This is a genomic window from Haloplanus sp., from assembly GCF_028275055.1.
GTDB lineage: Archaea > Halobacteriota > Halobacteria > Halobacteriales > Haloferacaceae > Haloplanus.
Window position 1 is genome coordinate 1 of sequence record NZ_JAQCNJ010000005.1, and the last position, 20,348, is coordinate 20,348.

25 protein-coding genes and 1 tRNA gene are annotated in these 20,348 nt (G+C 66.0%); 14 read left to right on the forward strand and 12 right to left on the reverse strand.

Going from position 1 to position 20,348, the window contains the following annotated elements:
- Positions 1–10: 10 nt before the first annotated feature.
- The 10 genes from Q0925_RS00235 to Q0925_RS00280 all read left to right on the forward strand — a co-directional run bounded on the left by Q0925_RS00235 (position 11) and on the right by Q0925_RS00280 (position 5,564).
- Positions 11–766 (forward strand): DNA-directed RNA polymerase subunit D, encoded by a 756-nt coding sequence (locus Q0925_RS00235; RefSeq protein WP_299330612.1) that lies wholly within the window; start codon positions 11–13, stop codon positions 764–766.
- A gap of 136 nt (positions 767–902) precedes the next feature.
- Positions 903–987: transfer RNA gene (locus Q0925_RS00240), tRNA-Leu, on the forward strand.
- A gap of 20 nt (positions 988–1,007) precedes the next feature.
- Positions 1,008–1,358 carry a 50S ribosomal protein L18e gene (locus Q0925_RS00245; RefSeq protein ID WP_299330565.1) on the forward strand — a complete coding sequence of 117 codons (351 nt, stop codon included), beginning with the start codon at positions 1,008–1,010 and terminating at the stop codon, positions 1,356–1,358.
- Positions 1,355–1,792 carry a 50S ribosomal protein L13 gene (locus Q0925_RS00250; RefSeq protein ID WP_299330567.1) on the forward strand — a complete coding sequence of 146 codons (438 nt, stop codon included), beginning with the start codon at positions 1,355–1,357 and terminating at the stop codon, positions 1,790–1,792. Before Q0925_RS00245 ends, Q0925_RS00250 begins: the two co-directional genes overlap by 4 nt.
- Entirely contained in the window at positions 1,786–2,184 is a 399-nt protein-coding gene (locus tag Q0925_RS00255) for a 30S ribosomal protein S9 (protein ID WP_299330570.1), read from the forward strand. Before Q0925_RS00250 ends, Q0925_RS00255 begins: the two co-directional genes overlap by 7 nt.
- 12 nt (positions 2,185–2,196) lie before the next feature.
- Entirely contained in the window at positions 2,197–2,388 is a 192-nt protein-coding gene (locus Q0925_RS00260) for a DNA-directed RNA polymerase subunit N (protein ID WP_299330572.1), read from the forward strand.
- Positions 2,385–2,564, forward strand: a complete 180-nt coding sequence (locus Q0925_RS00265) for a DNA-directed RNA polymerase subunit K (protein ID WP_299330574.1) — start codon at positions 2,385–2,387, stop codon at positions 2,562–2,564. Before Q0925_RS00260 ends, Q0925_RS00265 begins: the two co-directional genes overlap by 4 nt.
- Positions 2,561–3,766: a phosphopyruvate hydratase gene (gene eno, locus Q0925_RS00270; RefSeq protein ID WP_299330576.1), complete on the forward strand. Its 1,206-nt coding sequence runs from the start codon at positions 2,561–2,563 to the stop codon at positions 3,764–3,766. Before Q0925_RS00265 ends, eno begins: the two co-directional genes overlap by 4 nt.
- Positions 3,763–4,557, forward strand: coding sequence for a 30S ribosomal protein S2 (gene rpsB, locus Q0925_RS00275; protein WP_299330578.1), 795 nt, complete (start codon positions 3,763–3,765; stop codon positions 4,555–4,557). Before eno ends, rpsB begins: the two co-directional genes overlap by 4 nt.
- 41 nt (positions 4,558–4,598) lie before the next feature.
- Positions 4,599–5,564 (forward strand): zinc-dependent metalloprotease, encoded by a 966-nt coding sequence (locus tag Q0925_RS00280; protein WP_299330580.1) that lies wholly within the window; start codon positions 4,599–4,601, stop codon positions 5,562–5,564.
- Positions 5,565–5,567: 3 nt separating this feature from the next.
- Here the strand turns inward: Q0925_RS00280 and Q0925_RS00285 are convergent, their stop codons facing one another.
- The 7 genes from Q0925_RS00285 to Q0925_RS00315 all read right to left on the reverse strand — a co-directional run bounded on the left by Q0925_RS00285 (position 5,568) and on the right by Q0925_RS00315 (position 11,489).
- Complete coding sequence (locus Q0925_RS00285) at positions 5,568–5,789, reverse strand: hypothetical protein (protein ID WP_299330582.1); 222 nt, start codon at positions 5,787–5,789, stop codon at positions 5,568–5,570.
- The gene (locus tag Q0925_RS00290) at positions 5,789–6,166 is read right to left on the reverse strand and encodes an AtzH-like domain-containing protein (RefSeq protein WP_299330584.1); all 378 of its coding nucleotides are present in this window, start codon (positions 6,164–6,166) and stop codon (positions 5,789–5,791) included. Before Q0925_RS00290 ends, Q0925_RS00285 begins: the two co-directional genes overlap by 1 nt.
- A 46-nt stretch (positions 6,167–6,212) precedes the next feature.
- A complete protein-coding gene (phoU, locus tag Q0925_RS00295) occupies positions 6,213–6,896 on the reverse strand; it encodes a phosphate signaling complex protein PhoU (RefSeq protein WP_299330586.1) in 684 nt (227 codons plus the stop codon).
- A 96-nt stretch (positions 6,897–6,992) separates the two neighbouring features.
- On the reverse strand, positions 6,993–7,868 hold the full coding sequence (gene pstB / locus Q0925_RS00300) for a phosphate ABC transporter ATP-binding protein PstB (protein ID WP_299330588.1): 876 nt from the start codon (positions 7,866–7,868) through the stop codon (positions 6,993–6,995).
- 4 nt (positions 7,869–7,872) lie between these two features.
- On the reverse strand, positions 7,873–9,471 hold the full coding sequence (gene pstA / locus Q0925_RS00305) for a phosphate ABC transporter permease PstA (RefSeq protein ID WP_299330589.1): 1,599 nt from the start codon (positions 9,469–9,471) through the stop codon (positions 7,873–7,875).
- Between the two features lies 1 nt (position 9,472).
- Positions 9,473–10,432 (reverse strand): phosphate ABC transporter permease subunit PstC, encoded by a 960-nt coding sequence (pstC, locus tag Q0925_RS00310; protein ID WP_299330591.1) that lies wholly within the window; start codon positions 10,430–10,432, stop codon positions 9,473–9,475.
- Between the two features lie 52 nt (positions 10,433–10,484).
- A complete protein-coding gene (locus tag Q0925_RS00315) occupies positions 10,485–11,489 on the reverse strand; it encodes a PstS family phosphate ABC transporter substrate-binding protein (RefSeq protein WP_299330592.1) in 1,005 nt (334 codons plus the stop codon).
- A 310-nt stretch (positions 11,490–11,799) separates the two neighbouring features.
- Here Q0925_RS00315 and Q0925_RS00320 point away from each other — a divergent pair, with 310 nt between their 5' ends.
- Positions 11,800–12,801, forward strand: coding sequence for a phosphate uptake regulator PhoU (locus tag Q0925_RS00320; protein WP_299330594.1), 1,002 nt, complete (start codon positions 11,800–11,802; stop codon positions 12,799–12,801).
- On the opposite strand, the gene Q0925_RS00325 is transcribed toward Q0925_RS00320, so the two are convergent.
- Positions 12,798–13,169, reverse strand: coding sequence for a 30S ribosomal protein S8e (locus Q0925_RS00325; RefSeq protein WP_299330596.1), 372 nt, complete (start codon positions 13,167–13,169; stop codon positions 12,798–12,800). The genes Q0925_RS00320 and Q0925_RS00325 overlap by 4 nt on opposite strands.
- Positions 13,170–13,702: 533 nt before the next feature.
- Here Q0925_RS00325 and Q0925_RS00330 point away from each other — a divergent pair.
- On the forward strand, positions 13,703–14,161 hold the full coding sequence (locus Q0925_RS00330) for a DUF2240 family protein (protein WP_299330598.1): 459 nt from the start codon (positions 13,703–13,705) through the stop codon (positions 14,159–14,161).
- A 25-nt stretch (positions 14,162–14,186) separates the two neighbouring features.
- Positions 14,187–14,552, forward strand: a complete 366-nt coding sequence (locus tag Q0925_RS00335) for a hypothetical protein (RefSeq protein ID WP_299330600.1) — start codon at positions 14,187–14,189, stop codon at positions 14,550–14,552.
- An 86-nt stretch (positions 14,553–14,638) separates the two neighbouring features.
- Here the strand turns inward: Q0925_RS00335 and Q0925_RS00340 are convergent, their stop codons facing one another.
- Both Q0925_RS00340 and Q0925_RS00345 read right to left on the reverse strand, forming a co-directional pair.
- On the reverse strand, positions 14,639–16,567 hold the full coding sequence (locus Q0925_RS00340) for a right-handed parallel beta-helix repeat-containing protein (RefSeq protein WP_299330602.1): 1,929 nt from the start codon (positions 16,565–16,567) through the stop codon (positions 14,639–14,641).
- Between the two features lie 379 nt (positions 16,568–16,946).
- Positions 16,947–17,603 (reverse strand): HAD family hydrolase, encoded by a 657-nt coding sequence (locus Q0925_RS00345; protein WP_299330604.1) that lies wholly within the window; start codon positions 17,601–17,603, stop codon positions 16,947–16,949.
- A gap of 122 nt (positions 17,604–17,725) precedes the next feature.
- Between Q0925_RS00345 and Q0925_RS00350 the strand changes: the two genes are divergently transcribed.
- Entirely contained in the window at positions 17,726–18,970 is a 1,245-nt protein-coding gene (locus Q0925_RS00350) for a DNA double-strand break repair nuclease NurA (RefSeq protein WP_299330606.1), read from the forward strand.
- Here the strand turns inward: Q0925_RS00350 and Q0925_RS00355 are convergent.
- Together Q0925_RS00355 and Q0925_RS00360 are read right to left on the reverse strand one after the other, a co-directional pair.
- Positions 18,967–19,305, reverse strand: coding sequence for a DUF7113 family protein (locus tag Q0925_RS00355; protein ID WP_299330609.1), 339 nt, complete (start codon positions 19,303–19,305; stop codon positions 18,967–18,969). The two genes, Q0925_RS00350 and Q0925_RS00355, sit on opposite strands and share 4 nt — an antisense overlap.
- Before the next feature lie 56 nt (positions 19,306–19,361).
- Positions 19,362–20,348 (reverse strand): polymer-forming cytoskeletal protein (locus tag Q0925_RS00360; RefSeq protein ID WP_299330610.1); only part of this gene is annotated, 987 nt, incomplete at its 5' end.

The following is a 20,348-nucleotide window of genomic DNA, read 5'->3' on the forward strand; positions in this document are numbered from 1 at the left end:
CTCTCACATCATGGTAGTCGACTTCGAGGTCGAGTTCATCGAACGCGACGACCGGAACGCACGCTTTCTCGTCAGAGGGGAGAGCATCACACCAGCGTTCGCAAACGGCATTCGGCGGGCGATGATCGCCGATGTGCCGACCTTCTCCATCGACACCGTCCGGTTCGTCGAGAACTCGTCGGTGATGTTCGACGAGATGATCGGCCTCCGTCTGGGCTTGGTTCCGTTGACGACTCCCCTTGACGACTTCGAGTTGGGGGAGACGGTGACGCTGGCACTGGACATCGAGGGGCCGACGACGGCCTACTCGGGGGATATCGAAACCTCCGATTCGATGGTCGAACCGGCCGACGACGATATTCCGATCATCGAACTCAAAGAACAACAGCGGATCGAACTCGAGGCCGACGCGGTGCTTGACCGCGGCCGCGAACACGCCAAACATCAGGGTGGCGTGGCCGTCGGCTACCGACACCTGCAACGCGTCGAAGTCGTCGGCGACGCCAGCGAGTCCGACGACGACGATCCGAACATTCTGCGCGGGGTTATCGAAACCGAGGACGGCGAACTCGTCGCCACCGACGAGTTCGATCACGACCTCACGAACCGGTACCCGGGCAAGGAGATCAAGCTACACGACGTCCCCGACGCGTTCGTCTTCCACGTGGAAACGGACGGATCGTTCGGCGTTGAGGAACTGGTCACGCGTGCCGCCGAATCGATCGGCGACCGCGCGGCGGAACTGGAAGCAAAGGTCGCAGTCTGAACACGAGGACCCCACATGCCCCACTCACCACCCCCACCGACGCCCGCCCGTACTGTCGCACGCAGCGACGCGACCGCGGTGTGTGGCCCGGGGACCGAAAATGGTTTGAGGGGGCGACCGATACCACGCGGTGCGTGCAGGGATAGCCAAGTCAGGCCAACGGCGCAGCGTTCAGGGCGCTGTCCCATAGGGGTCCGCAGGTTCAAATCCTGCTCCCTGCACTCCCTTTTCGAGGTAGACAATGAGTAAAACGAATCCGAGACTCAACAGTCTCATCGCCGAGTTGAAGGCGGCTTCCCGCGAGTCCGGTGCCGGAGTCTGGCAGGACATCGCGGACCGCTTGGAGAAGCCACGGCGCACCCACGCGGAGGTCAATCTCGGGCAGATCGAACGCTACGCCCGCGAGGAAGAGACCGTCGTTGTTCCCGGCAAGGTGCTGGGAAGCGGTGTGCTCGAAAAAGAGGTCACGGTCGCGGCCGTCGACTTCTCGTCGACGGCCCGCCGGAAGATCGAACAGGTCGGCGACGCCCACGGACTGGACCACGTCGTTGAGCAGAACCCCGACGGATCGAACGTGCGGGTGATCCGATGAGCCTCGCCGAGTTCGATGCGGACGTGGTCGTCGACGCCCGGGACTGCATTATGGGCCGGGTCGCCAGCGAGGTGGCCCAACACGCCCTTGACGGCGACCGGGTCGCCGTTATCAACGCCGAGCATGCGGTCATCACCGGCAACGAGGAGTCCACAATGGAGACGTACCGCAAACGGGCGGAACTCGGCTCCGACAGCGGGCCGTACTACCCAAAACGGCCGGATCGTATCTTCAAGCGGTCGATCCGCGGTATGCTGCCGTACAAGAAACCGCGGGGTCGTGACGCCTTCAAGGGCGTTCGCGTCTACGTCGGCAACCCTTTCGACGAAGACGGCCGGGTGCTTGAGGAGACGTCGCTGAACCGCCTCTCGAACATCAACTTTGTCTCGCTCGGAGACATCTCCGAGCAGCTGGGAGCGAACGTCACATGGTAACCAACACGAGCGGAAAGAAGAAAACGGCCGTCGCCCGCGCAACCGTGCGCGACGGCGAAGGTCGCGTCCGAATCAACTCCCGACCCGTCGAACTGGTCGACCCGGAGATGTCCCGCCTGAAGATGCTGGAACCGTTCCGCATCGCCGGCGACGACCTCCGGGACGGCGTCGATATCGACGTGTCGGTCTCCGGTGGCGGCTTCGCCGGTCAGGCCGACGCGGTGCGAACCGCCATCGCCCGCGGGTTGGTGCAACACTACGGCGACGCCGAACTCCGAAGCGCGTTCATGGAGTTCGACCGGTCGCTACTGGTCAACGACGTGCGCCAGTCCGAACCCAAAAAGTGGGGCGGCCCCGGCGCACGGGCCCGCTACCAGAAGTCCTACCGCTGAGGTGATTCACCTATGATGATCCCGGTCCGGTGTTTCACGTGTGGAAAGGTCATCGGCGAACACTGGGAGGAGTACCAGACCCGACTCGACGCGGGCGAGGACTCCGCCGAGGTGCTCGATGACCTGGGCGTGACCCGGCACTGCTGCCGACGGATGTTCGTCTCGCACAAGGATCTGGTCGACGTGGTGTCTCCCTACCAATGAGCCAGGGACGTTACAACCGCTACGAGAAGGCGCGGATCCTCGGGGCACGAGCCCTGCAGGTGTCCTACGGCGCGCCGGTGCTTGTCGACACGGAGCAGGGCGAACCGATCCTCGTTGCGGCGGAGGAGTACGACGCTGGCGTGTTGCCCTTCACGGTCAGGCGGGAGGGCGCATGACGCTTATTCGCTCGGTGAGCCTGCGCCGCGTGCTCGACTCTCGGGGCAACCCGACGGTCGAGGCAGACGTGTTGACCGAGTCGGGCGGCTTTGGCCGCGCGGCCGCACCGAGCGGTGCCTCAACGGGCGAGTACGAAGCGATCGAACTGCCGACGGGCGAAGCCATCGCCGCGGCGCGCGAGCACGCGGTCCCCCGTCTCGTCGACGAGGTTCACACGGGCAACCAGCGCGACGTGGACGCCGCCCTCCGCGGTGCAGATGGCACCGACGACTTCTCCGAGATGGGGGCCAACAGCGCGGTCGCCATCTCGATGGCGGCCGCAAAGGCCGGCGCCGACGTGCTCGGTGCGCCGCTTTTCCAGCATCTCGGCGGCACGTTCCGGGGCGACGACTTCCCGGTCCCGCTGGGGAACGTTCTCGGCGGCGGCGAACACGCGAAAGCGGCGACTCACATTCAGGAGTTTCTCGCCGTCCCATACGGCGCGCCGAGCGTTTCGGAGGCGGTCTTTGCGAACGCCGCTGTCCACGACCGGATCGGTGACCTGCTTGACGAGCGGGAGATTCCGGCCGGCAAAGGCGACGAGGGGGCGTGGGCGCCCGCCGTCACGGACGCCGAAGCGTTCGACCTCGTCACACGGGCGGCCGACGACGTGGCCGCCGACGTCGGCTTCGACGTGGCGGTCGGTCTCGACGTGGCGGCGTCGGAACTGTACGACGCCGACGGCGAGGTCTACCGGTACGGCGATGTCGAACGGACACCCGACGAACAGGTCGACTACATCGCCGACCTCGTCGACGAGTACGAACTCGCCTACGTCGAGGATCCGGTTGAGGAGAACGACTTCGACGGCTTCGCGGACCTGACCGACCGGGTCGGCGACCGGACCGTGCTCTGTGGTGACGACCTGTTTGTCACCAACGTCGACCGCCTCCAACGGGGCGTCGACGAGGGGGCGGGCAACGCCATTCTGGTCAAGCCAAACCAGATCGGGACGCTCTCCGACGCGGTCGACGCGGTGGAGTTGGCGGCCCGCAACGGGATGGAGGTCGTCGTCTCGCACCGCTCTGGCGAAACGGAGGATACGACCATCGCACACCTCGCCGTGGCGACCGACGCCCCCTTCATCAAGACGGGGACCGTCGGCGGCGAGCGCACCGCCAAACTCAACGAACTCATCCGCATCGCGGAGGACGCAGTATGACAGACAACGACAACGAACTCGAAACCCCGGACGGCGAGGACGAGACGGCCGAGACGGCCGACTCCGACGCCGTGGACGAACCGACCGCCGAGGCGGCCGACGAGGCGGCCTCGGTCGAGACAGGCGCCAACGAAACCGACGAAACCGACGAGGCCGACGAGGCCGAGGAGGACGCGTCGCCGTTCGACGAGAACGTGATGCCGGACGACGAGGCAGACCTCCTCATCCCGGTCGAGGACTATCTCGGCGCGGGGGTTCACATCGGGACCCAGCAGAACACACAGGACATGGGGCGGTTCATCCACCGCGTCCGTGACGACGGCCTGTACGTACTGGACGTGAGTCAGACGGACTCCCGGATCCGGACGGCCGCGGACTTTCTCGCAAACTACTCGCCCGAGCAGGTTCTGGTGACCTCCTCGCGGCAGTACGGCCGCTTCCCGGCCGAAAAGTTCGCCGAGGCTATCGGTGCACGCGCCCGTACCGGGCGGTTCATCCCGGGGACGCTCACCAACCCGGACTACGACGGGTACATCGAACCGGACGTGGTCGTCGTCACCGACCCGATCGGTGACGCGCAGGCGGTCAAGGAGGCCATCACGGTCGGCATTCCCGTTATCGCGATGTGTGACTCGAACAACCAACTGAGCAACGTCGACCTCGTTATCCCGACGAACAACAAGGGCCGACGCGCTCTGTCGGTCGTCTACTGGTTGCTGGCAAACGAGACGCTCGACCGCCGCGGTGCCGAACCCGCCTACGCCCTCGACGATTTCGAGGCCGGCATCTGAACCCACGGAAACGTTTTCAGTCGCAGTCGACTTTCTCGGGTATGGATCTGTTTCGGAGCGTCAGAGTCGTCACCGGCGCGTCGGGCGACGGCTACGTCGACTGGTCTGCGGTCGGCGAGGCCGCGAAGTCGAGCACCGAACCGGGATCGCTCGACCTGAGCGATGCCGACCGGTCGGGGTACGCCGCCGACGTCCGCGACGCCCGGCAACGACTCCGAACGCTCGGCGACATCGAGTTCGACCTCCCCGAAACGATCGAGATACAGAACCGTCACCACTGGATCGACGAGAACGTCGACACCTTCCGTCGGGTGATGGCCCCAGTCGAGGCCGGGGGACCGAACACACCGTTGCTTCCCGACGTTTCGCGGGTCGTCAACACGGGGACGCTCACGGTGATGATGGCGTTTCTCGGTCGGAACGTTCTCGGGCAGTACGACCCCCTTCTTCTGGCCGACGCCGACCCCGCCGACCGCGACCACGCGCTCTATTTCGTCCATCCGAACATCGCCGGCGTGGCGGCCACGCTGAACGTATCGCTCCCCCGTTTTCGCCGCTGGATCGCCTTTCACGAGGTGGCCCACGCCGCGGAGTTCGGGGCCGCGCCGTGGCTGCCGGCACATCTCGAAAACCGGTTGGAGCGCGGCCTCGACGCGCTTTCGGCCGGAGGCTTGGACCGGGAGGCGTTCGCCGAACTCGACGCCACGATGACCGCCGTCGAAGGGTACGCCGAACTGCTGATGGACCGCGCGTTCGACGACGACTACGCCGATCTGCGGGCGAAACTCGACGCCCGACGCGAGGGGGGTGGCCCGGTCGCGCGCTTGACCCGGCGGCTGCTCGGCCTCGGCCTGAAGCGACGCCAGTACGAGCGCGGTGCCGACTTTTTCCGGACCGTCGCGGACGCCCGCGGTATCGACGGCGCGAGCGCCGTCTGGGAGCGCCCGGAGAATCTGCCGACCAACGCGGAACTCGATGCCCCCGAGCGGTGGTTAGCCCGGGTCTGAGGGCTACCGTGTCTGCTGCCACTCCGAGCCGACGGAGACGAGATACCGGAGGAGGAGTCCCCCGACGGCGAGACCACCGCCGAGAGCAACGAGCATCTGTGTGGCCGTCGCACCGCCGGCGAGCGCAACGAGCCCCGACGAGGCACCGACGAGGCCGACAAAGCCGAGTTTGAGCCGACGGGACGCGACCCGCCGGTTCTCCTCGGAGAGGCTCGGCCCGACCATCAGCCCTCCACGTACGGCGTGCTCACGTGCATGCCAACAAACCGCCAGTCGTCACCGTTCCGTTCGAGCGTTCCGCTCCACCGGGTCGACAGGTCGTACTCGTGGTCGCGGGCCGTATCGGTCCAGCACATGCGCACCGTGTCGGAAAAGTGGGCGTGGTCGTCGCGTTCGACGGTTCGAAGCGCCCGACTCTCGACGGTCCAGTTTTTTGTCGTCCGGGTTTGGTTCCGGAGGCCGTTCTCGACGGCGTCGTAGCCGACGAGTCGTTCGCCGACGCCGAACTTCACCACGTCCGATCGCTCCGCGAAGTACGGGTAGAGTGGTTCGCCCTGACGGAGCGCCTCGTAATACGCTCGGATCGTCTCCTCGGCGTTCATGCGACGAGCGTCGCCCCGGGAGGGGTTAACTCTTTCAGAAACGGGATTAGTACAACAGTTCGTCGTCGTTCTCGACCATATAGACGGTACGGGCGGCGACGTTGACGGCGTGGTCGCCCACACGCTCTAGGTCACGGATGGTGAGCAGGAGTCGGGAGACGTCCTGCATGAGCGACTCGATATCATCGTCGGTCTCCCCGCCACCGAGATAGTCGCCCTCGATCAGGTCACGGACGACGAGTTCGCTCGCCGCCTCGCACATCGCGTCCACCTCCTCGTCGCGTTCGGCGACGGCGAAACACCGCTCGATGTCCTCGTCGGCGTAGGCCGCCATCGCCGATTCGAGCATCGCGAGCGTTTCCCGTCCGACCCGTTGCATATCGACGCCCGGGAAGAGATCGCGTTGTGCGTCGAGGGTGTAGCCCCCGAGGTTCACCGCTAGGTCGGCAATGCGTTCCAGATCGGTGATGATCTTGAACGACGCCGCGATAAACCGGAGGTCGCTCGCGACCGGTTGCTGGAGAGCGATAAGGTCGACACACGTTCCTTCCAGTTCGAGATACATGTCGTTGATCTCGTCGTCACCCTCGATCACGTCCCTCGCGAGCCGTTCGTCTTTCCGTTCCAGTGCGTCGAGGCCCTCTCGGAGCCGTTCCGCGACCACCTCACTCATATAGAGCACGTCGTCGCGGAGCTCCTCCAGCGACGACTGATAATCCGTTCGCGCCATACATGTGGCTCGGCTTCGACCGTCCTAAGCGTTGTCCCCCCGTCAACGCTCACGCCGCGTTCGGCCCGGAGTCGAACCACCACACCGGAACGGTCGTCAGCCGAACTTGCCGGTGATGTAGTCCTCAACCCGCTGACTCTCGGGGTTTTCGAAGATCTTCTCGGTGTCGTCGAACTCAACGAGTTCGCCGCCGGTGAGAAAGACGGCGGTCTTGTTCGAGATCCGCGCCGCCTGTTGCATATTGTGTGTGACGATGACCACGGTGTACTCCTCGGCCAGTTCGGTGATGAGATCCTCGATCTGTGAGGTTGCGACGGGATCGAGCGCCGACGCGGGCTCGTCCATCAGGATCACCTCCGGGTCCGGCGCGATGGCGCGCGCGATACAGAGGCGTTGCTGCTGGCCACCGGAGAGTTCGAGCCCCGACTGGTCGAGTTGGTCGCTCACCTCGTCCCACAGCGCCGCCCGTTTCAACGACTCTTCGACGATCCGGTCGTAATCGCCGTTTTTGTTCTGGATCTTCAGGCCGTAGGCGACGTTGTCGTAGATGCTCTTTGGAAACGGGTTGGGCGTCTGAAACACCATGCCGACCCGGCGACGGAGCGCAACCGGATCCACGTCGTCGTCATAAACGTTCTTCGTGCGCAGGTAGAGATCACCCTCGACGCGTGCGGCGTCGATCATATCGTTCATACGGTTGATACACCGGAGAAAGGTCGATTTGCCACAGCCCGACGGTCCGATCATGGCCGTCACCTGTTTTTCGGGGATATCAAGCGTGATGTCCCGCAGGGCCCGGTCGTCGTTGTACCAGACGCTGACGTTTTCGGCGCTGACAACCGTGTCACGCTGCATCGTCGCGCCCGACGACGTGACGCTCTCGCTCACGTCCGTCCCGGTCACCATGTCGTCGGTCGTCGGGTCATCGGTCGATTCGTCCACGGCGAACTCAGGATTGGTGTTGTCTGTCATGGTCTCACTGATCGTTCTGGTATTTGTTGCGCAGCACGATGGCGATGGAGTTCATACTCAGCAGGACGACGAGGAGGACGACGACGCCCGCCGGGACAGCCGCCCGATAGAACGGGTCGCTGGCGAAGAGGCTGGCCCACGCGTACACCTGCAGGGGCATGGCGCTGACCTTCGAGGAGAACTCGGTCGGCAGCGAGAAGAGGACGTTCGGCGCGCCGATCATGATCAGCGGGGCCGTCTCGCCGATGGCCCGGCCGAGCGCGAGGATCGTTCCCGTCAGGATGCCGGGGAACGCCCGCGGGAGGACGACGTTCTTGATCGTCTGCCACCGGGTCGCACCGATCCCGTAGGAGGCCTGTCGCATCTCGTCGGGGACGCTCCGGAGCGCCTCGCGGGCGGAGATGATGACGATGGGGAGGATCAGCAGTGCGAGCGTCGCGCCGCCGATGAGGACGGTGCCCGTCGGCTGGCCGAGATACGTGACGAACACGCCGAGGCCGAGGAGGCCGTAGACGACGGAGGGGACGCCGGCCAGATTGGAGATGTTGATGCCGATAAAGCGGGTGAAGCGGTTGTCGGGGGCGTACTCCTCCAGATACACCGCCGCGCCGACCCCGAGTGGGAAGGAGAGTGCCGCGACGGTCACCATCAGCAGGATCGATCCGCCGATGGCGGGGTAGAGGCCGGCGTCGGCGGCGGTCCCGCTGTGGGCGCTCGTGAGAAATCCCCAGTCGACCCACGACTGCGGCCCGGTGAAGCCGAGAGCGTCGACGGCGACGGCACCCACCACCGCCCCGCCGAGGATGACCCCCGCGAACGCGAGGCCCGGTCGCCGCTCGGTGTGACGGCGGACGGTCCCGACGGCGTACCCCCCGGTCGGGAGGACGGCCACGGAGAGCAGGACCGTCGCGGGGACCGGATCGACGCCGATCAGGGGGCCGGCGTACGATCCGACGCCGACGAGGGCAACGCCGCCGAGGACGGCGAGGGCCGTTCCCCGTTTGCCGGCCGCGGCCGCGGCGTAGCGGCCGACGAGCAACGCGACCGGCGTGCCGAGCGACGCCGTCAGCAACAGGCCGTCGGTGGGGTAGACGGGGAGCGACCGGACGAGGCCGGGGACGAGCCACAGCGACAGGACCGCCACGGCCCCGGCGACGACGGACCGGACGAGGAAGGGGAGTTGCCTGTCGAACCGCTCCATGGCGACGACGCCAGCGAGGGCGACGGCGAGTGCGAGGACGTAGCCGAACCAGGTGACCGGTTGGACGATGTCGACGAAGATCATCGCCGCGCCGCCGGCGAACATGGTGCTGACGGCGAGCGCCCCGACGACGCCGCCGCCGAACTTGAACGAGGCCGGATCGGTTCGCAGGAGGTAGCCGCCGACGGCGACTGTTGGGACGACCAGCGTCACGAAGAACGTGAGGTGCCAGCCCGGATCAGCGGTCAGCGGCTGTATCGCGTCGTTGGCGACGTAGATCAGGAGGACGGTCAGTGCGACGATGCCGAACAGCGTCGCAGCGAGCAGGAGGTACCGGAAGACGACGCCGACGGTCCGGCTGACGTGGCCGAACCCCTCTCTCTCCCTCGATTCGGTCGCCATCTCAGGACTCCTCCCGGTAGCGCTGTGCGACGAGGTCGCTGATGATGTTCATGACGAGGGTAATGAAAAAGAGGGTGAGGCCGATGGCGAAGAGACTCCGGTAGGCGACGCCGCCCCCGGTGACGTCGCCGGTCAGCAGGTTCACCATGGCGGCGGTCATCGGCAACGCGCCTTCGAGGTAGTCGACCGGGTTCAGCGGGTTGATGAGGTTGGCTTGGGAGCCGGCGGCGACGGTGACGGCCATCGTCTCGCCGATGGCCCGAGAGAGCGCGAGAATGAAAGAGGAGAAGATACCGGACAGGGCGGCGGGGACGACGATGCCGACGGAGACGTCGAACTTCGTCGCGCCCATCCCGTAGCCGGCCTGTCGGAGCGAGTCGGGGACGGCCGACATCGCGTCCTCGCTGATCGAGGCGACCATCGGGATGATCATGATGCCGACGACGATGCTGGCGGAGAGCATATTGAACGTGCCCAGTCCGGGGATCAGGGTCCGAAGGGCGGGCGTGATGTAGACGACGGCGAAGAAGCCGTAGACGACCGTCGGGACGCCCGCGAGCACCTCCAGTGCGGGTTTCAACACCGACTGTGCGCGCGGGCTGGCGTACTCGCTGAGGTAGATTGCGGTGGCGACCCCGAGCGGCAGGGCGACGACCGCCGACCCGACCGTGATCGCGAGGGTCGCCGAGACAAGGGGTAACACGCCGAACTGCTCGTTGTTGATGATCCACTCGGTCCCGGTGAAGAAGTCGACGGCCGAGGCAGTCGGCCCCTCGACACCCATGAGGGGTGCGGTCGCGGAGAAGAACTTGGCCGCCTCGGTGGTCAGCAGGACGATGATGCTGATCGTCGTGACGATGGACAGCACTGCACACAGGAAAAAAAAGGAACGCGTCAGAAGCTCCTGTGGCGCGTTCTCCGTTCGTCGGGTGAGGTCTTCGGTCAGGTCGTCCGTGCTCATCTAGCGTGTGGTCGGTCTTGCGCTCGGGCGAAAACTCTTCCTTCGGCCGTCGTCAGCCCTGTGCGTTCTCGATGGCCGTCTCCAGTCGCTCCATCGCCTCGGACTGGGCGTCGTCGCTCAGCGGGACGTAGCCCACCTCGTCGGCGATGATCTCCTCGCTGGTCGAGTTCTCGAGCCAGAAGCGAGCGAACTCGGCGACGTGGTCCTCCGAGAGCGACCCCTGCTTGGGGTAAGTGAACAGCGGCCGCGAGAGCGGGGTGTACTCGCCGGTGCGGGCCGTCCCCAGCGAGGGCTCGACACAGCCGTCGCCGTCGTCGATGCCGACGGCCTTCACGCGGTCGGTGTTCTGGGAGTAGTAGGCGAAGCCGAGGTAGCCGATAGCCCCCTCCGAACCCTCGACACCCTGGATGATCGTGCGGTCCTGTTCGGTCGCGGAGTAGTCCTGACGGTGGCCCGGACCCTCCTCGCCGAGGATGCTCTCGATGAAATAGTCGTAGGTGCCCGAGGCGTCGGTCGGCCCGTACAGTTCGAGTTCCTGATCGGGCCAGTCGGCGTTCACCTCACTCCACATGGTCGGCGGGTCCTCGGCCGACCAGAGTCGTGCGAGTTCGTCGGTTGTCATGCAGTCGACCCAGTCGGCCTCGTTGTTGACGACGACGGTCAGTGCGTCCGTCGCGACGGTGAGTTCGACCGGCGTGACGCCGTTTCCCGAACAGGTCTCCTCCTCCTCGGACTGGATCGGTCGCGAGGCGTTGTTGAAGTCCGTCCGCCCGGGACAGAAGTGGTTCGCGAAGCCGCCGCCGGATCCGGTCGACTGGATGTTGATGTCGACGCCGGAGTGTTCGGACTCGAAGCGCTCGGCCATCGCCGTCGCCACCGGGAACACGGTCGAACTCCCGGCGATGTCGATGGTGCCCGACAGGCCGTCGCCGCCGTCGCCGTCGCCGTCGCCACCGCCGCTCTGGGTACAGCCGGCCATCCCGATGACGCCGGCCGATCCGACCGCAGCGAGAAGCCGTCGACGCGTCGTGGATCCGTTCGCGGATGTCTCCGTCATCACCGGATCGTCGCTGGCACCGCTGTAAGTACCCTTCTATGATAACTATATAAATATATGTTCGACAACCGATAACGGGGAACGTGTCGAGCGGTGTGCTCCCCAGCCGACCGACCACGGCACTACGTGCCGCCAAATAGCGGAAAACGGTAGTTTGAGGGGCTATACGTGGGAACGTGGAGTCCGTTCGTCTCGGTATTCGGGCGGCAGATCCCCATCGATCACCGCCGATTTGGGGCCGCGACTCACGATCGCTCGAAAATATATAGATATGAAAGTACTTATATTCCCGGAACAGGCTTCCACGGGTATGGTCGAGACCCGAAAGGTGCAGGTGACCGGCGGATCGACGTACACGGTGTCGATTCCCAAAGAGTGGGCGACAGAGAACGGCGTCTCCGCCGGCAGCGAGGTTGCCTTCTACCCGGAAGGGGACTCCCTGTTCATGACTCCCCGGACCGGCGACGAACGGACGGAGGGGACCCTCGACATCGGTGACCTCGACGGGGAGGAGTTGATCCGCGCCGTCATGACGATGTACGTCAGCGGGTTCGAAATCATCGGCTTGGAGAGCGCCCGGATCACCACCGACCAGCGCCGGACGATCAGGGAGGCGACCCAGAGTCTCGTCGGTCTCGAGGTGTTGGAGGAGACGCGGGATCGGGTGGTGATCCGCGACCTGCTCGACTCCTCGGAGCTCTCGATCAACAACGCGGTCACGCGGATGCGACTGATCGCGCTCTCGATGCTCAACGACGCCGTGCAGGCCTTGGTCGACCTCGATACGGATCTGGCCCGCGACGTCATCCAGCGTGACGCCGACGTCGACCGCCTGTGGATGGTCGTTTCACGCATCTTCCGGGCGACGCTCCGGAGTCCCCGCGCGGCCGAGGAACTGGGCGTCTCCCGGGAGGTGTGTTTCGACTACCAGTCGGCCGCCCGACAGCTCGAACGGATCGCCGACCACGCGACGAAGATTGCCCACCTCTCGCTCGAGTTCGACGAGCCTCTCTCCGAGAACGTGACAGACGCGTTGACCGAACTGCACGACGACGCGGCGTCGGTCATCGGTCTGGCCATGGACGCGTTGTTTCTCGACGACAACGAGGCGGCGACCAAGCAGGCCAACCGGGCCCGCGAATCGGTCCAAGACATCGACACCCACGCCCGGTCGATCGACGAACTCCTCCGAGAACTCGACCCGACGCGGGCGCAGTTGCTCGGACTGGTCGTCGACTCGTTGTCGCGCAGCGCGGACTACGGGGGGAACATCGCGGAGACGGGATTACAGAAGGCCGCGCCGACGCCTTAATCGAGCAGAACGGCGTTGACCTGGCCGGTCTGACCGGGTCGGGAGGTGACGCGTGCCCGGCCGGCGCTCGTCTCGATGATCGCACCCTTCGTGACGATGTTTCGCCGGGCGTAGTTGGTGTTTGCAGGGTTCTCGGTGACGTTCTCGATTTCTGCCTCGGTCGTCTCCCCGCCCTCGGCGACGTGGGCGACGTTTGTCGCGAGCGCCCGCGTTTTGGTCTCGCTCCCCCGGGCGTCGACGGTCTGGAACCGGGGCTCACCGACCGTTGTCTCCGCGGGCTGGCGGCCGAGCTGGTAGCGTTTCTTTTTTCGGAACGGCCGGAGGCGGCCGCCCGTTCGTTTCCGCGTCGAGCGTCCCTGATCTTTCATACCGGTACTCAGCCCCAGCAACCACTTGAATCGCTCGGAACGCGTGGCACGCCGGCCGCGGTAGTCGGGCAACGTCCCCGGCCCGGGGGGACTCCGTGACCGCAACCCCGGTCCGGTCACCGACGGTGTAGGCGGTATCAGGGTGATCACGCACGAGGTGCCCCGACGACACCCACTGTGACGCCGGAGTCGCTTGACGGCACGGCCGAGTTTCACCGATTGCGCGTCCCCGAAGCCGGCCTGTCGTCGCATGCCACACACGACGAGGACGGGTGCGAGGCGGTGGCACACGCGTAGCCGTTGTTACTCGTGTCGGAACTCCACACCACGGTAACCGTGCCAAATCACGAACTCACCCGGCCCGAGACACCACCTGTGGCACCGAACCGGAAACCCCCACCATCACGGTATCGTCGCCGAGACGCTCGGCGGATCCGACGCGTCCGCACGCGATCCGGGTGAGCCGAAATCGGTTCCGGTGCCACCCACACCGGACCCAAACGCTTAGTGGGCCGGTCGACCCCACACCCACCATGACCCTTGAGGTAGCCGTAGCCGCTCCCTTCCGTGACCGCGGCGGGTCGCGGCTCGGCGAGGGGGAGTTCGTCGTTGCCCTCTCGCTGGACCGCGACTGGTTCACACCCGATCAGGCCAAGCGTCTCGTCGACGTGGCGGTCGGTCGTGGGCTTCTCACGCGCACGGACGACGATCTCGTCGCCGAGTTCGACCCCTCGGCGGTCACCGTCCCGGACGGCTTTGTCCCCGACGAGTCCGTTCTCCGCGAGCAGTCCACCTTCGAACGCGTTCTCTCGGCGGTGGTCGATGACGGTGGCGAGAAACAGACGGCGGTGGCCGCGATCAACGAGCGACAGCGCGAACTCGGGATCACCATCGAGGCCGCGGCGATCCTCCACGCCCGCAGGCGGGGCGTCGACGTCGCCGACGCCGCCGGCCACGTTCTGGCCGACCTCCGCGACGACAAGGAGCGTTGAAACGGCTTCGACTCGTACCCCCGGCATGGTCGACCCCGAACTCTCGGACGGCGTTCGGATCGCACAGTTGCTCGCCTCCGACCTCGTCGGACACGGGGGGACGCTCGCGGATGTGACGGTGACCGACGCTGACCCCGACGTGGACCCGACCGCGGACGGTCGACGGGCCTACGTCGTCCGCGACGACGGCGCGCCGCTGGCGACGGTCTTTGTCCATCCCGAGCGGATCCGAGTCGAGTTCCCGGACCGTCACGAGGCGGTTGCCGAGGCCGCCGCCGAGGCGGACCTGCGGGTTCGCCCGAAGGCGACCGACCCGCCGCGGACGCTCGTGTTCGTCGAGTCGGGGGCGGCGGTCAAACGGGCATTGGCCGTTGTCGAGGCCGCCGTCTGACGGTCCGTGAGCGTCGTCGTCGACCGACCAACGCCGCACGGCCGGGTGACGACGGACGACTCGCCGTGACCGGGGGGTGTCCTACCTCACACCGACTCTGCGCCGATTCCACCGACGGGAGCGGTCGATTGACTGACCACCGTGACGTCGCCGCCTGTGGGTCCCTCGCCGTTGTCGGCGAGGTACGACTGGTCGGCCGTGACCGGGCCGTTCCCCGCCCGCAGTTCCATCCCGAAGCCGCCGTTGTTCACGAAGTTGCTCTCACGCACCACCACCGCGCCGACGGCCCGGTCGATGAAGAGGGCGGACGCCCCACGGTCGTTCCCGTTTCCGCGGACTGCCGTGCGCTCGATACGCACTCCATCCACGTTGCCCTCGAAGCTGAGTCCGGCGTCCTCGTTCCCACGGACCGTCGTGTCCGTGACGGTGACGCTCGAGGCGTCGTCCGTCGTCACCCCCGAGGCGCCGTTGCCCGCGATGACCGATCCGGTGATGTCGAGGCCGTCAACGGCGTCGAACGCTACCCCGTCCAGGTCGTTGCCTTCGATTCGAGCGCCCGTGACGGTAACGTCGGTCGCCGTCAGGGGGTCGCTTCCGCGTGCACGGACCCCAGCGCGAGTGTTTTCGACAACCGCCGAGTCGCGAATGGTCAGTCCCTCGATGTCACCACCACGGAGGTTCAGCCCTTCGCCGAAGTTGCCACGGATCGTGGTCCCGGCGACGGTCAGATCCGTGACGTTCACCTCCACCCCGTTGACGGGGTCGTTGAACGCCGGATCGCTCACACCCGGCCCGTTCTGCTCGACGACCGTATCTCGGATCGTGAGTGCCTCGGCGCGTTCGAACTCCACACCACCGAAAAAGTGCCCGGCGATCCGACTATCCGCGATCACCGCATCGGCGATGGTGCCGCTCACCAGCAGGCCGACCGCTCCGTTGTCGAAGGTGAGTTGGCCGTTGCTCTCGACCCGACTGTCGACGAGGGAGAAGTCGTCGACGCCGTTGTCGGTCCGGAACTCGATACCCTCGGCTCCGTTGTCGGCGATCGTCGTTCCCTCGACTGAGAAGGCATCGACGCTCCCGCTGCCGTTGAACTCGATCCCATCGGCCCCGTTGCCGGTGATCCGGCTGTCGGCGATCGACAGGTCGGCCACGTCGTCGTCGTTGAACTCGATCCCGTCGGTCCCGTTGTCGATGAGTTCGGTCCCGGTGATGGAGATGTTGTTGGTCCCGACTTCGTTCGGGCCGTCGAACTCGAGTCCGGTGCTGTCGTTTCGGTTCAGCTTACAGCCGCTGATCGAGAGGTTTCGTGCGCGGTCGATGTCGATCCCCTCAGCCCCGTTGTCCACGAACTCGGAGTCTTGAATCCGCGTGTTCGTCAGCGACCGACCGAGAAGGCCGTCACCCCCGTTGTCGACGATCCGGCACCCGCGGACGCTGACCTGCTCCGCGTCGTCGACAACGATCCCGTCGTCCTGGTTGTCGGCGATCGTGACGTTCTCGAGCGCGATGGATTCGAGTTCCGGTCCGGTCGCGTTGAACGTTGCGTTGACCTCGAGTCCGTCCGGGTCCCCGGTCGTGACGTCCTCGATTCTGAGATTCCTGAACGTGACCCCGTTTCCGTCCGCGTTCTCGACGTTGACCTCCACCGACTGCTTGATCACGGTTGCCTCGTCGTCGCTCCCGCTCCCGCTCCCGATGAGTCGGAGTTCGCCGGGATTTGTCACCTCTATCTGGCTGTCGGGATCGAACGTTCCGGGACCGATCAGTATCGTATCGCCCGATTCGGTGTCGTCGTCGTCGATGGCGGCCTGAATCGTCTCGAAATCGCCGGTGCCGTCCTTCCGAACGAGGACTGTGTTCGGATCTTCCTGTATCGTCCCGGCCTGCTTTCCGTCGAACTCCGCCGTGAGACCCTCCAGTTCGTCGTTGAGCTGCTTTCTGACCGTGGGCGGCACGTCCGCCAGTGTCAGCCCGTCCACCTGTTCGAAGTAGTCCGTGATGGTTATTGACATTTTGGTATCCGTCCTTTGTTCGCATCGCCGCGGCGAGGACGTTCGGCGTATAATGATCGCTCCGTGCGTGGCAAGGAGCGACGGCCCTCGCTTGAATTCCCCTTGTGCTTGCGCGGACGCCCGGTGTGGGCCCCCACGCCCCTTGTGGCCGCGTGAACACCCGGGGTGGGTGTCAACGTCCCTTGTCGGCCTGTTTCTACACTAGAGTCATTCCCACCTTGTTGTGTGGTGATTGAACGGGGCTCAATCCGTGATTTCCTCCTCGGCCCGGTTTCGGTCGGGGCTGTCACCGTCCGTCCGTCCGAATCAACGACACCCCGACCGCCCCGCCGCCCGTACAATCGGGGCGGTCGTCGGGGCCGACGGGACCGTGTCGGCGTCAGCGGTTCGCGAGCACAGTCGGCAGGCCGGCCGCCAGTTCGTCGCGTTCGATGTGGGCCAACGCATTCGGATCGTGGGGTGGCCCGCTGGGGTAACACACCTGTACAGCGTCGATCCCGGCGGTGACGGCGCCCTGGATGTCGGCGGTCACGTCGTTGCCGACGAACACCGTCTCGTCGGCGTCGGTCCCGAGTTCGGCCAGCAACGATTCGAAGGCCGCAGGGTCGGGCTTGCCGGCGGCGAGTTCGCCGGTTACGAGCGTGACGTCGAACGCGTCAGCCCATCCGAGCGCGTCGAGTTTCGACCGCTGGGCGACGACCGGGCCGTTCGTCAGCAGGCCGAGCCGGTACCGGTCGCGGAGCGCCGTCAGCGTCGACTCGGCGCCCGGAACCGGTTCGAGCGCGGCGTTCACCCGGTCGCGGTATGCTCTCGTTACCGCGGCGGCGTCGACGTTCTCGGCGTCGTTGAACAACCGCTCGAACACCGGTTTCCGGCTCCGAGCGGTCAGGTGTTCGGCGTGGGCCTGCAGATACGCTTCCCGCGAGCGTTGTGGCGCGCCCACCTCACCGAGTGCTTCGGTCAACAGCGTCGCCCGGTCGACCCGCGTGACCGCGAGCGTGTCGTCCAGATCGAACGCCACCCCGACCGTGTCCATGCGACGTTTAGCCGACCGACGCGTATGAGCGTGCCGTCTCCCGACGGGGGTCGTGACCGTCCGACCGGCCACCGTCCGCTCCGAACGCCGTTGTATTTGTGTCTCCGTGCGATGAATGAGTTATGACACTGGATCCGGTCCACGTCGACGGGATCGCCGACCTCGCAGGCTTGCTCGGGAGCCGCGTCGACGACACCGACCACGGCGACCTCGCCCGGACGGCGTTCGAGGAGTGGCTCGATCCCCTTCGTGTCGACGGACGGACCGTCGTCGAACCCCTCGGCAAGTGCCGCCGTCGCACCGTCGCGGTCGACGACGTGGCCCTCGTCGACGCTCCATATCCGACCGTTCACGGCCTCGACTCGGGGACCATCAACCCGACGACGTTCAAAAACGGGTTGGTGCTCGACGTGGCCCACGCCGCGATGGCGGCCGAGCCATCGGATCTCGACCTCCACCGTGCGCGAAGCCTCGTAACGACCGTCCACGCAAACGATCCGACGCTCGCGCTCGGCACCGACTGGGTGCGCCGTGACGAGGGCTACTTCCGGCGCAAGATCCTGCACGCACCGCGGGTCAACCGCTACGCTGAGGGGGTCGTCCACGCCCTCTCGTTGTATCTCGCGGAGAGTGCCCACGCGCTCGAACACGCGGACACCGTCTCCGACTGCCTCCTCTTAGACGGGCCGCTCTATCCGAAGGAACTTCTCAACTGGCAGGATCGGGACGCCGAACTCGGGGCGCTGGCGACAGAGGCCAAACCCCGCGCCATCGTCGAGAACTACGTCCGGTTAGTAGAGCGCCTGCTCGACCGGGACGTGGCCGTCGCGGGGTTCGTAAAGAACCCCTCGGCGAAGCTCATCACCCGAACGCTCCGGAAGCGGGGTGTCGACGCGCCGTGGGTCGACGACACCGCCTTTTTTACCCGACTTCTCGATCCCGGTACCGATACCGGCGACGACCGGCCGACAGATCGGCTCACGTTCACCAACTGGTTTCGTTCGCGTGGCGGTTCGGATCGCACCCTCGCGGCTGACGGCGACGCCTTGGGCGTCGACCGGAGGCGGGATCCGGCCGACTACGAGGTGACATTTTTCATCGTCTACGACCCCCGCGAGGATCTGTGTTACCGGATCGAGGCGCCCGCCGGCCTCACCCACGACGCCGACGCCCGCCGTCGACTCACCCGACGGATCCTCCACGACGTGGCCGTCTCGCGGGGACCGCCGCCGGTCGTCGAACGGGCCGACTCGCTCGCGCGCATCGGCGTCGACGAGAAGGCGGCGCTCAGACGGGAGTTCGAGAAGCGGCTGGAGTCGGAGTCGGTGCGTCGGTACGACGACACCCGGTGGGACGAGGAGTTTTAGTCGATCGGGTCTGCCTTCTCGACCTGGATCGTCACCGTCGACTCGGGGACACCGACCCGGGCGAACTGAGTGCGAAGGTGTTCCTTTGCCGCCTCGACGGCCTGTTCCCGGGTATCGAACCCGCGTGGCAGCGGCGACTCGAAGGCGACCTGGATCTCTTCACCGTCGATCCGGGTCGTGGATCCGCCACTCTCGACCTCGTAGAACTCGTCGCAGACCCAGACGTACGCGGCGTCCTCGTCGGGCGCGCCCCGGAACGACGGTGCGCGCTCGCCGCGTTCGTACACCGTCCCGGTGAGCGTGGCGTCGCCGCCTGTCCCGCGGATCAGTAGCATTGGTGTCCGTACGTGTGGGAGCAGTAAAAGGCGTGTGCGGTAGGGTTTCGAGAACGTTACGCTCCCTCGGCCTCGCCGTCATCGTCGCCACCGCCGTTGTCGTCATCGTCGCCACCGCCGTTGTCGTCATCGTCGCCACCGCCGTTGTCGTCATCGGAGAAGTAGCCCGAACACGTCTCGGCGTCGCTGCCGATTTCGTTGTTCCCCCGACATCTGACGTTGTTGCTGGGGATTCGCAGTTCGCCCCCGATTGTCGCGTTTTTCAGCGTGAGAGAGCCCCCCGCCTCGACGCTTCCCTCGACCGTCGAGTTTCTCACGACCACATTCCCGGCCGCCTCGACGCTTCCCTCGACCGTCGAGTTTCTCACGACCACATTCCCGGCCGCCTCGACACTTCCCTCGACCGTCGAGTTCTTACGGACGAGGACGTCCCGGTCTGCCTCGACATCGCCGCCGACAGCCGAGTCCCTGACCCGGAGGTCGCCGCCATCGGTGGCCGCCACGTCGCCGCCGACGGTCGTGTTCCTGATCGCACCGTCGTCGTTGCCGTTGCCGTTACCGTTGTTGTCGTCGCCCGATCCGATGTCACCCGCGGCGGTCACCGACCCGTTCACCCGTGAGTCCCGCAGTGTTCGGATCCGCCCGCCCGCGTCGACGCTCCCACAGATAACGACGCCTCTGATCGTGCCGTCGTCGTCGCCGACGCCGATCGGGCCGTCCGTCCTGACCGTACCGACGATATCAACGTCTCTCAACACCGGAATCGAGCCGTCGACGTCGACGTCTCCCTGGACGGTCGTCCCCGATTCGATCCGGATGTCGCCGCCATCGGTGGTCGTCACGTCGCCGCCGATGTCGGCGTTTGTCACGCCGTCGTCGCCCCCTTGGCCTCCGATGTCGCCGCTCGCGGTGACCGACCTGCCCACGGTGGCGTTTTTGATCATGGGGACCGCGCCGTCGGCGTTGATTCTTCGGGCGACGGTCGAGTCGGTGATGCGAACGTCGCCACCGTCGGTCGTGGCCACGCTACCGCCGACGTCGGA

Excerpts from the sequence above, each read along its gene's own strand:
- Q0925_RS00235 (WP_299330612.1), top strand. The coding sequence starts at position 11 with ATGGTAGTCGACTTCGAGGTCGAGTTCATCGAACGCGACGACCGGAAC.
- Q0925_RS00245 (WP_299330565.1), top strand. The coding sequence starts at position 1,008 with ATGAGTAAAACGAATCCGAGACTCAACAGTCTCATCGCCGAGTTGAAG.
- Q0925_RS00250 (WP_299330567.1), top strand. The coding sequence starts at position 1,355 with ATGAGCCTCGCCGAGTTCGATGCGGACGTGGTCGTCGACGCCCGGGAC.
- Q0925_RS00255 (WP_299330570.1), top strand. The coding sequence starts at position 1,786 with ATGGTAACCAACACGAGCGGAAAGAAGAAAACGGCCGTCGCCCGCGCA.
- Q0925_RS00260 (WP_299330572.1), top strand. The coding sequence starts at position 2,197 with ATGATGATCCCGGTCCGGTGTTTCACGTGTGGAAAGGTCATCGGCGAA.
- Q0925_RS00265 (WP_299330574.1), top strand. The coding sequence starts at position 2,385 with ATGAGCCAGGGACGTTACAACCGCTACGAGAAGGCGCGGATCCTCGGG.
- eno (WP_299330576.1), top strand. The coding sequence starts at position 2,561 with ATGACGCTTATTCGCTCGGTGAGCCTGCGCCGCGTGCTCGACTCTCGG.
- rpsB (WP_299330578.1), top strand. The coding sequence starts at position 3,763 with ATGACAGACAACGACAACGAACTCGAAACCCCGGACGGCGAGGACGAG.
- Q0925_RS00280 (WP_299330580.1), top strand. The coding sequence starts at position 4,599 with ATGGATCTGTTTCGGAGCGTCAGAGTCGTCACCGGCGCGTCGGGCGAC.
- Q0925_RS00285 (WP_299330582.1), bottom strand. The coding sequence starts at position 5,789 with ATGGTCGGGCCGAGCCTCTCCGAGGAGAACCGGCGGGTCGCGTCCCGT.
- Q0925_RS00290 (WP_299330584.1), bottom strand. The coding sequence starts at position 6,166 with ATGAACGCCGAGGAGACGATCCGAGCGTATTACGAGGCGCTCCGTCAG.
- phoU (WP_299330586.1), bottom strand. The coding sequence starts at position 6,896 with ATGGCGCGAACGGATTATCAGTCGTCGCTGGAGGAGCTCCGCGACGAC.
- pstB (WP_299330588.1), bottom strand. The coding sequence starts at position 7,868 with ATGACAGACAACACCAATCCTGAGTTCGCCGTGGACGAATCGACCGAT.
- pstA (WP_299330589.1), bottom strand. The coding sequence starts at position 9,471 with ATGGCGACCGAATCGAGGGAGAGAGAGGGGTTCGGCCACGTCAGCCGG.
- pstC (WP_299330591.1), bottom strand. The coding sequence starts at position 10,432 with ATGAGCACGGACGACCTGACCGAAGACCTCACCCGACGAACGGAGAAC.
- Q0925_RS00315 (WP_299330592.1), bottom strand. The coding sequence starts at position 11,489 with ATGACGGAGACATCCGCGAACGGATCCACGACGCGTCGACGGCTTCTC.
- Q0925_RS00320 (WP_299330594.1), top strand. The coding sequence starts at position 11,800 with ATGGTCGAGACCCGAAAGGTGCAGGTGACCGGCGGATCGACGTACACG.
- Q0925_RS00325 (WP_299330596.1), bottom strand. The coding sequence starts at position 13,169 with ATGAAAGATCAGGGACGCTCGACGCGGAAACGAACGGGCGGCCGCCTC.
- Q0925_RS00330 (WP_299330598.1), top strand. The coding sequence starts at position 13,703 with ATGACCCTTGAGGTAGCCGTAGCCGCTCCCTTCCGTGACCGCGGCGGG.
- Q0925_RS00335 (WP_299330600.1), top strand. The coding sequence starts at position 14,187 with ATGGTCGACCCCGAACTCTCGGACGGCGTTCGGATCGCACAGTTGCTC.
- Q0925_RS00340 (WP_299330602.1), bottom strand. The coding sequence starts at position 16,567 with ATGTCAATAACCATCACGGACTACTTCGAACAGGTGGACGGGCTGACA.
- Q0925_RS00345 (WP_299330604.1), bottom strand. The coding sequence starts at position 17,603 with ATGGACACGGTCGGGGTGGCGTTCGATCTGGACGACACGCTCGCGGTC.
- Q0925_RS00350 (WP_299330606.1), top strand. The coding sequence starts at position 17,726 with ATGACACTGGATCCGGTCCACGTCGACGGGATCGCCGACCTCGCAGGC.
- Q0925_RS00355 (WP_299330609.1), bottom strand. The coding sequence starts at position 19,305 with ATGCTACTGATCCGCGGGACAGGCGGCGACGCCACGCTCACCGGGACG.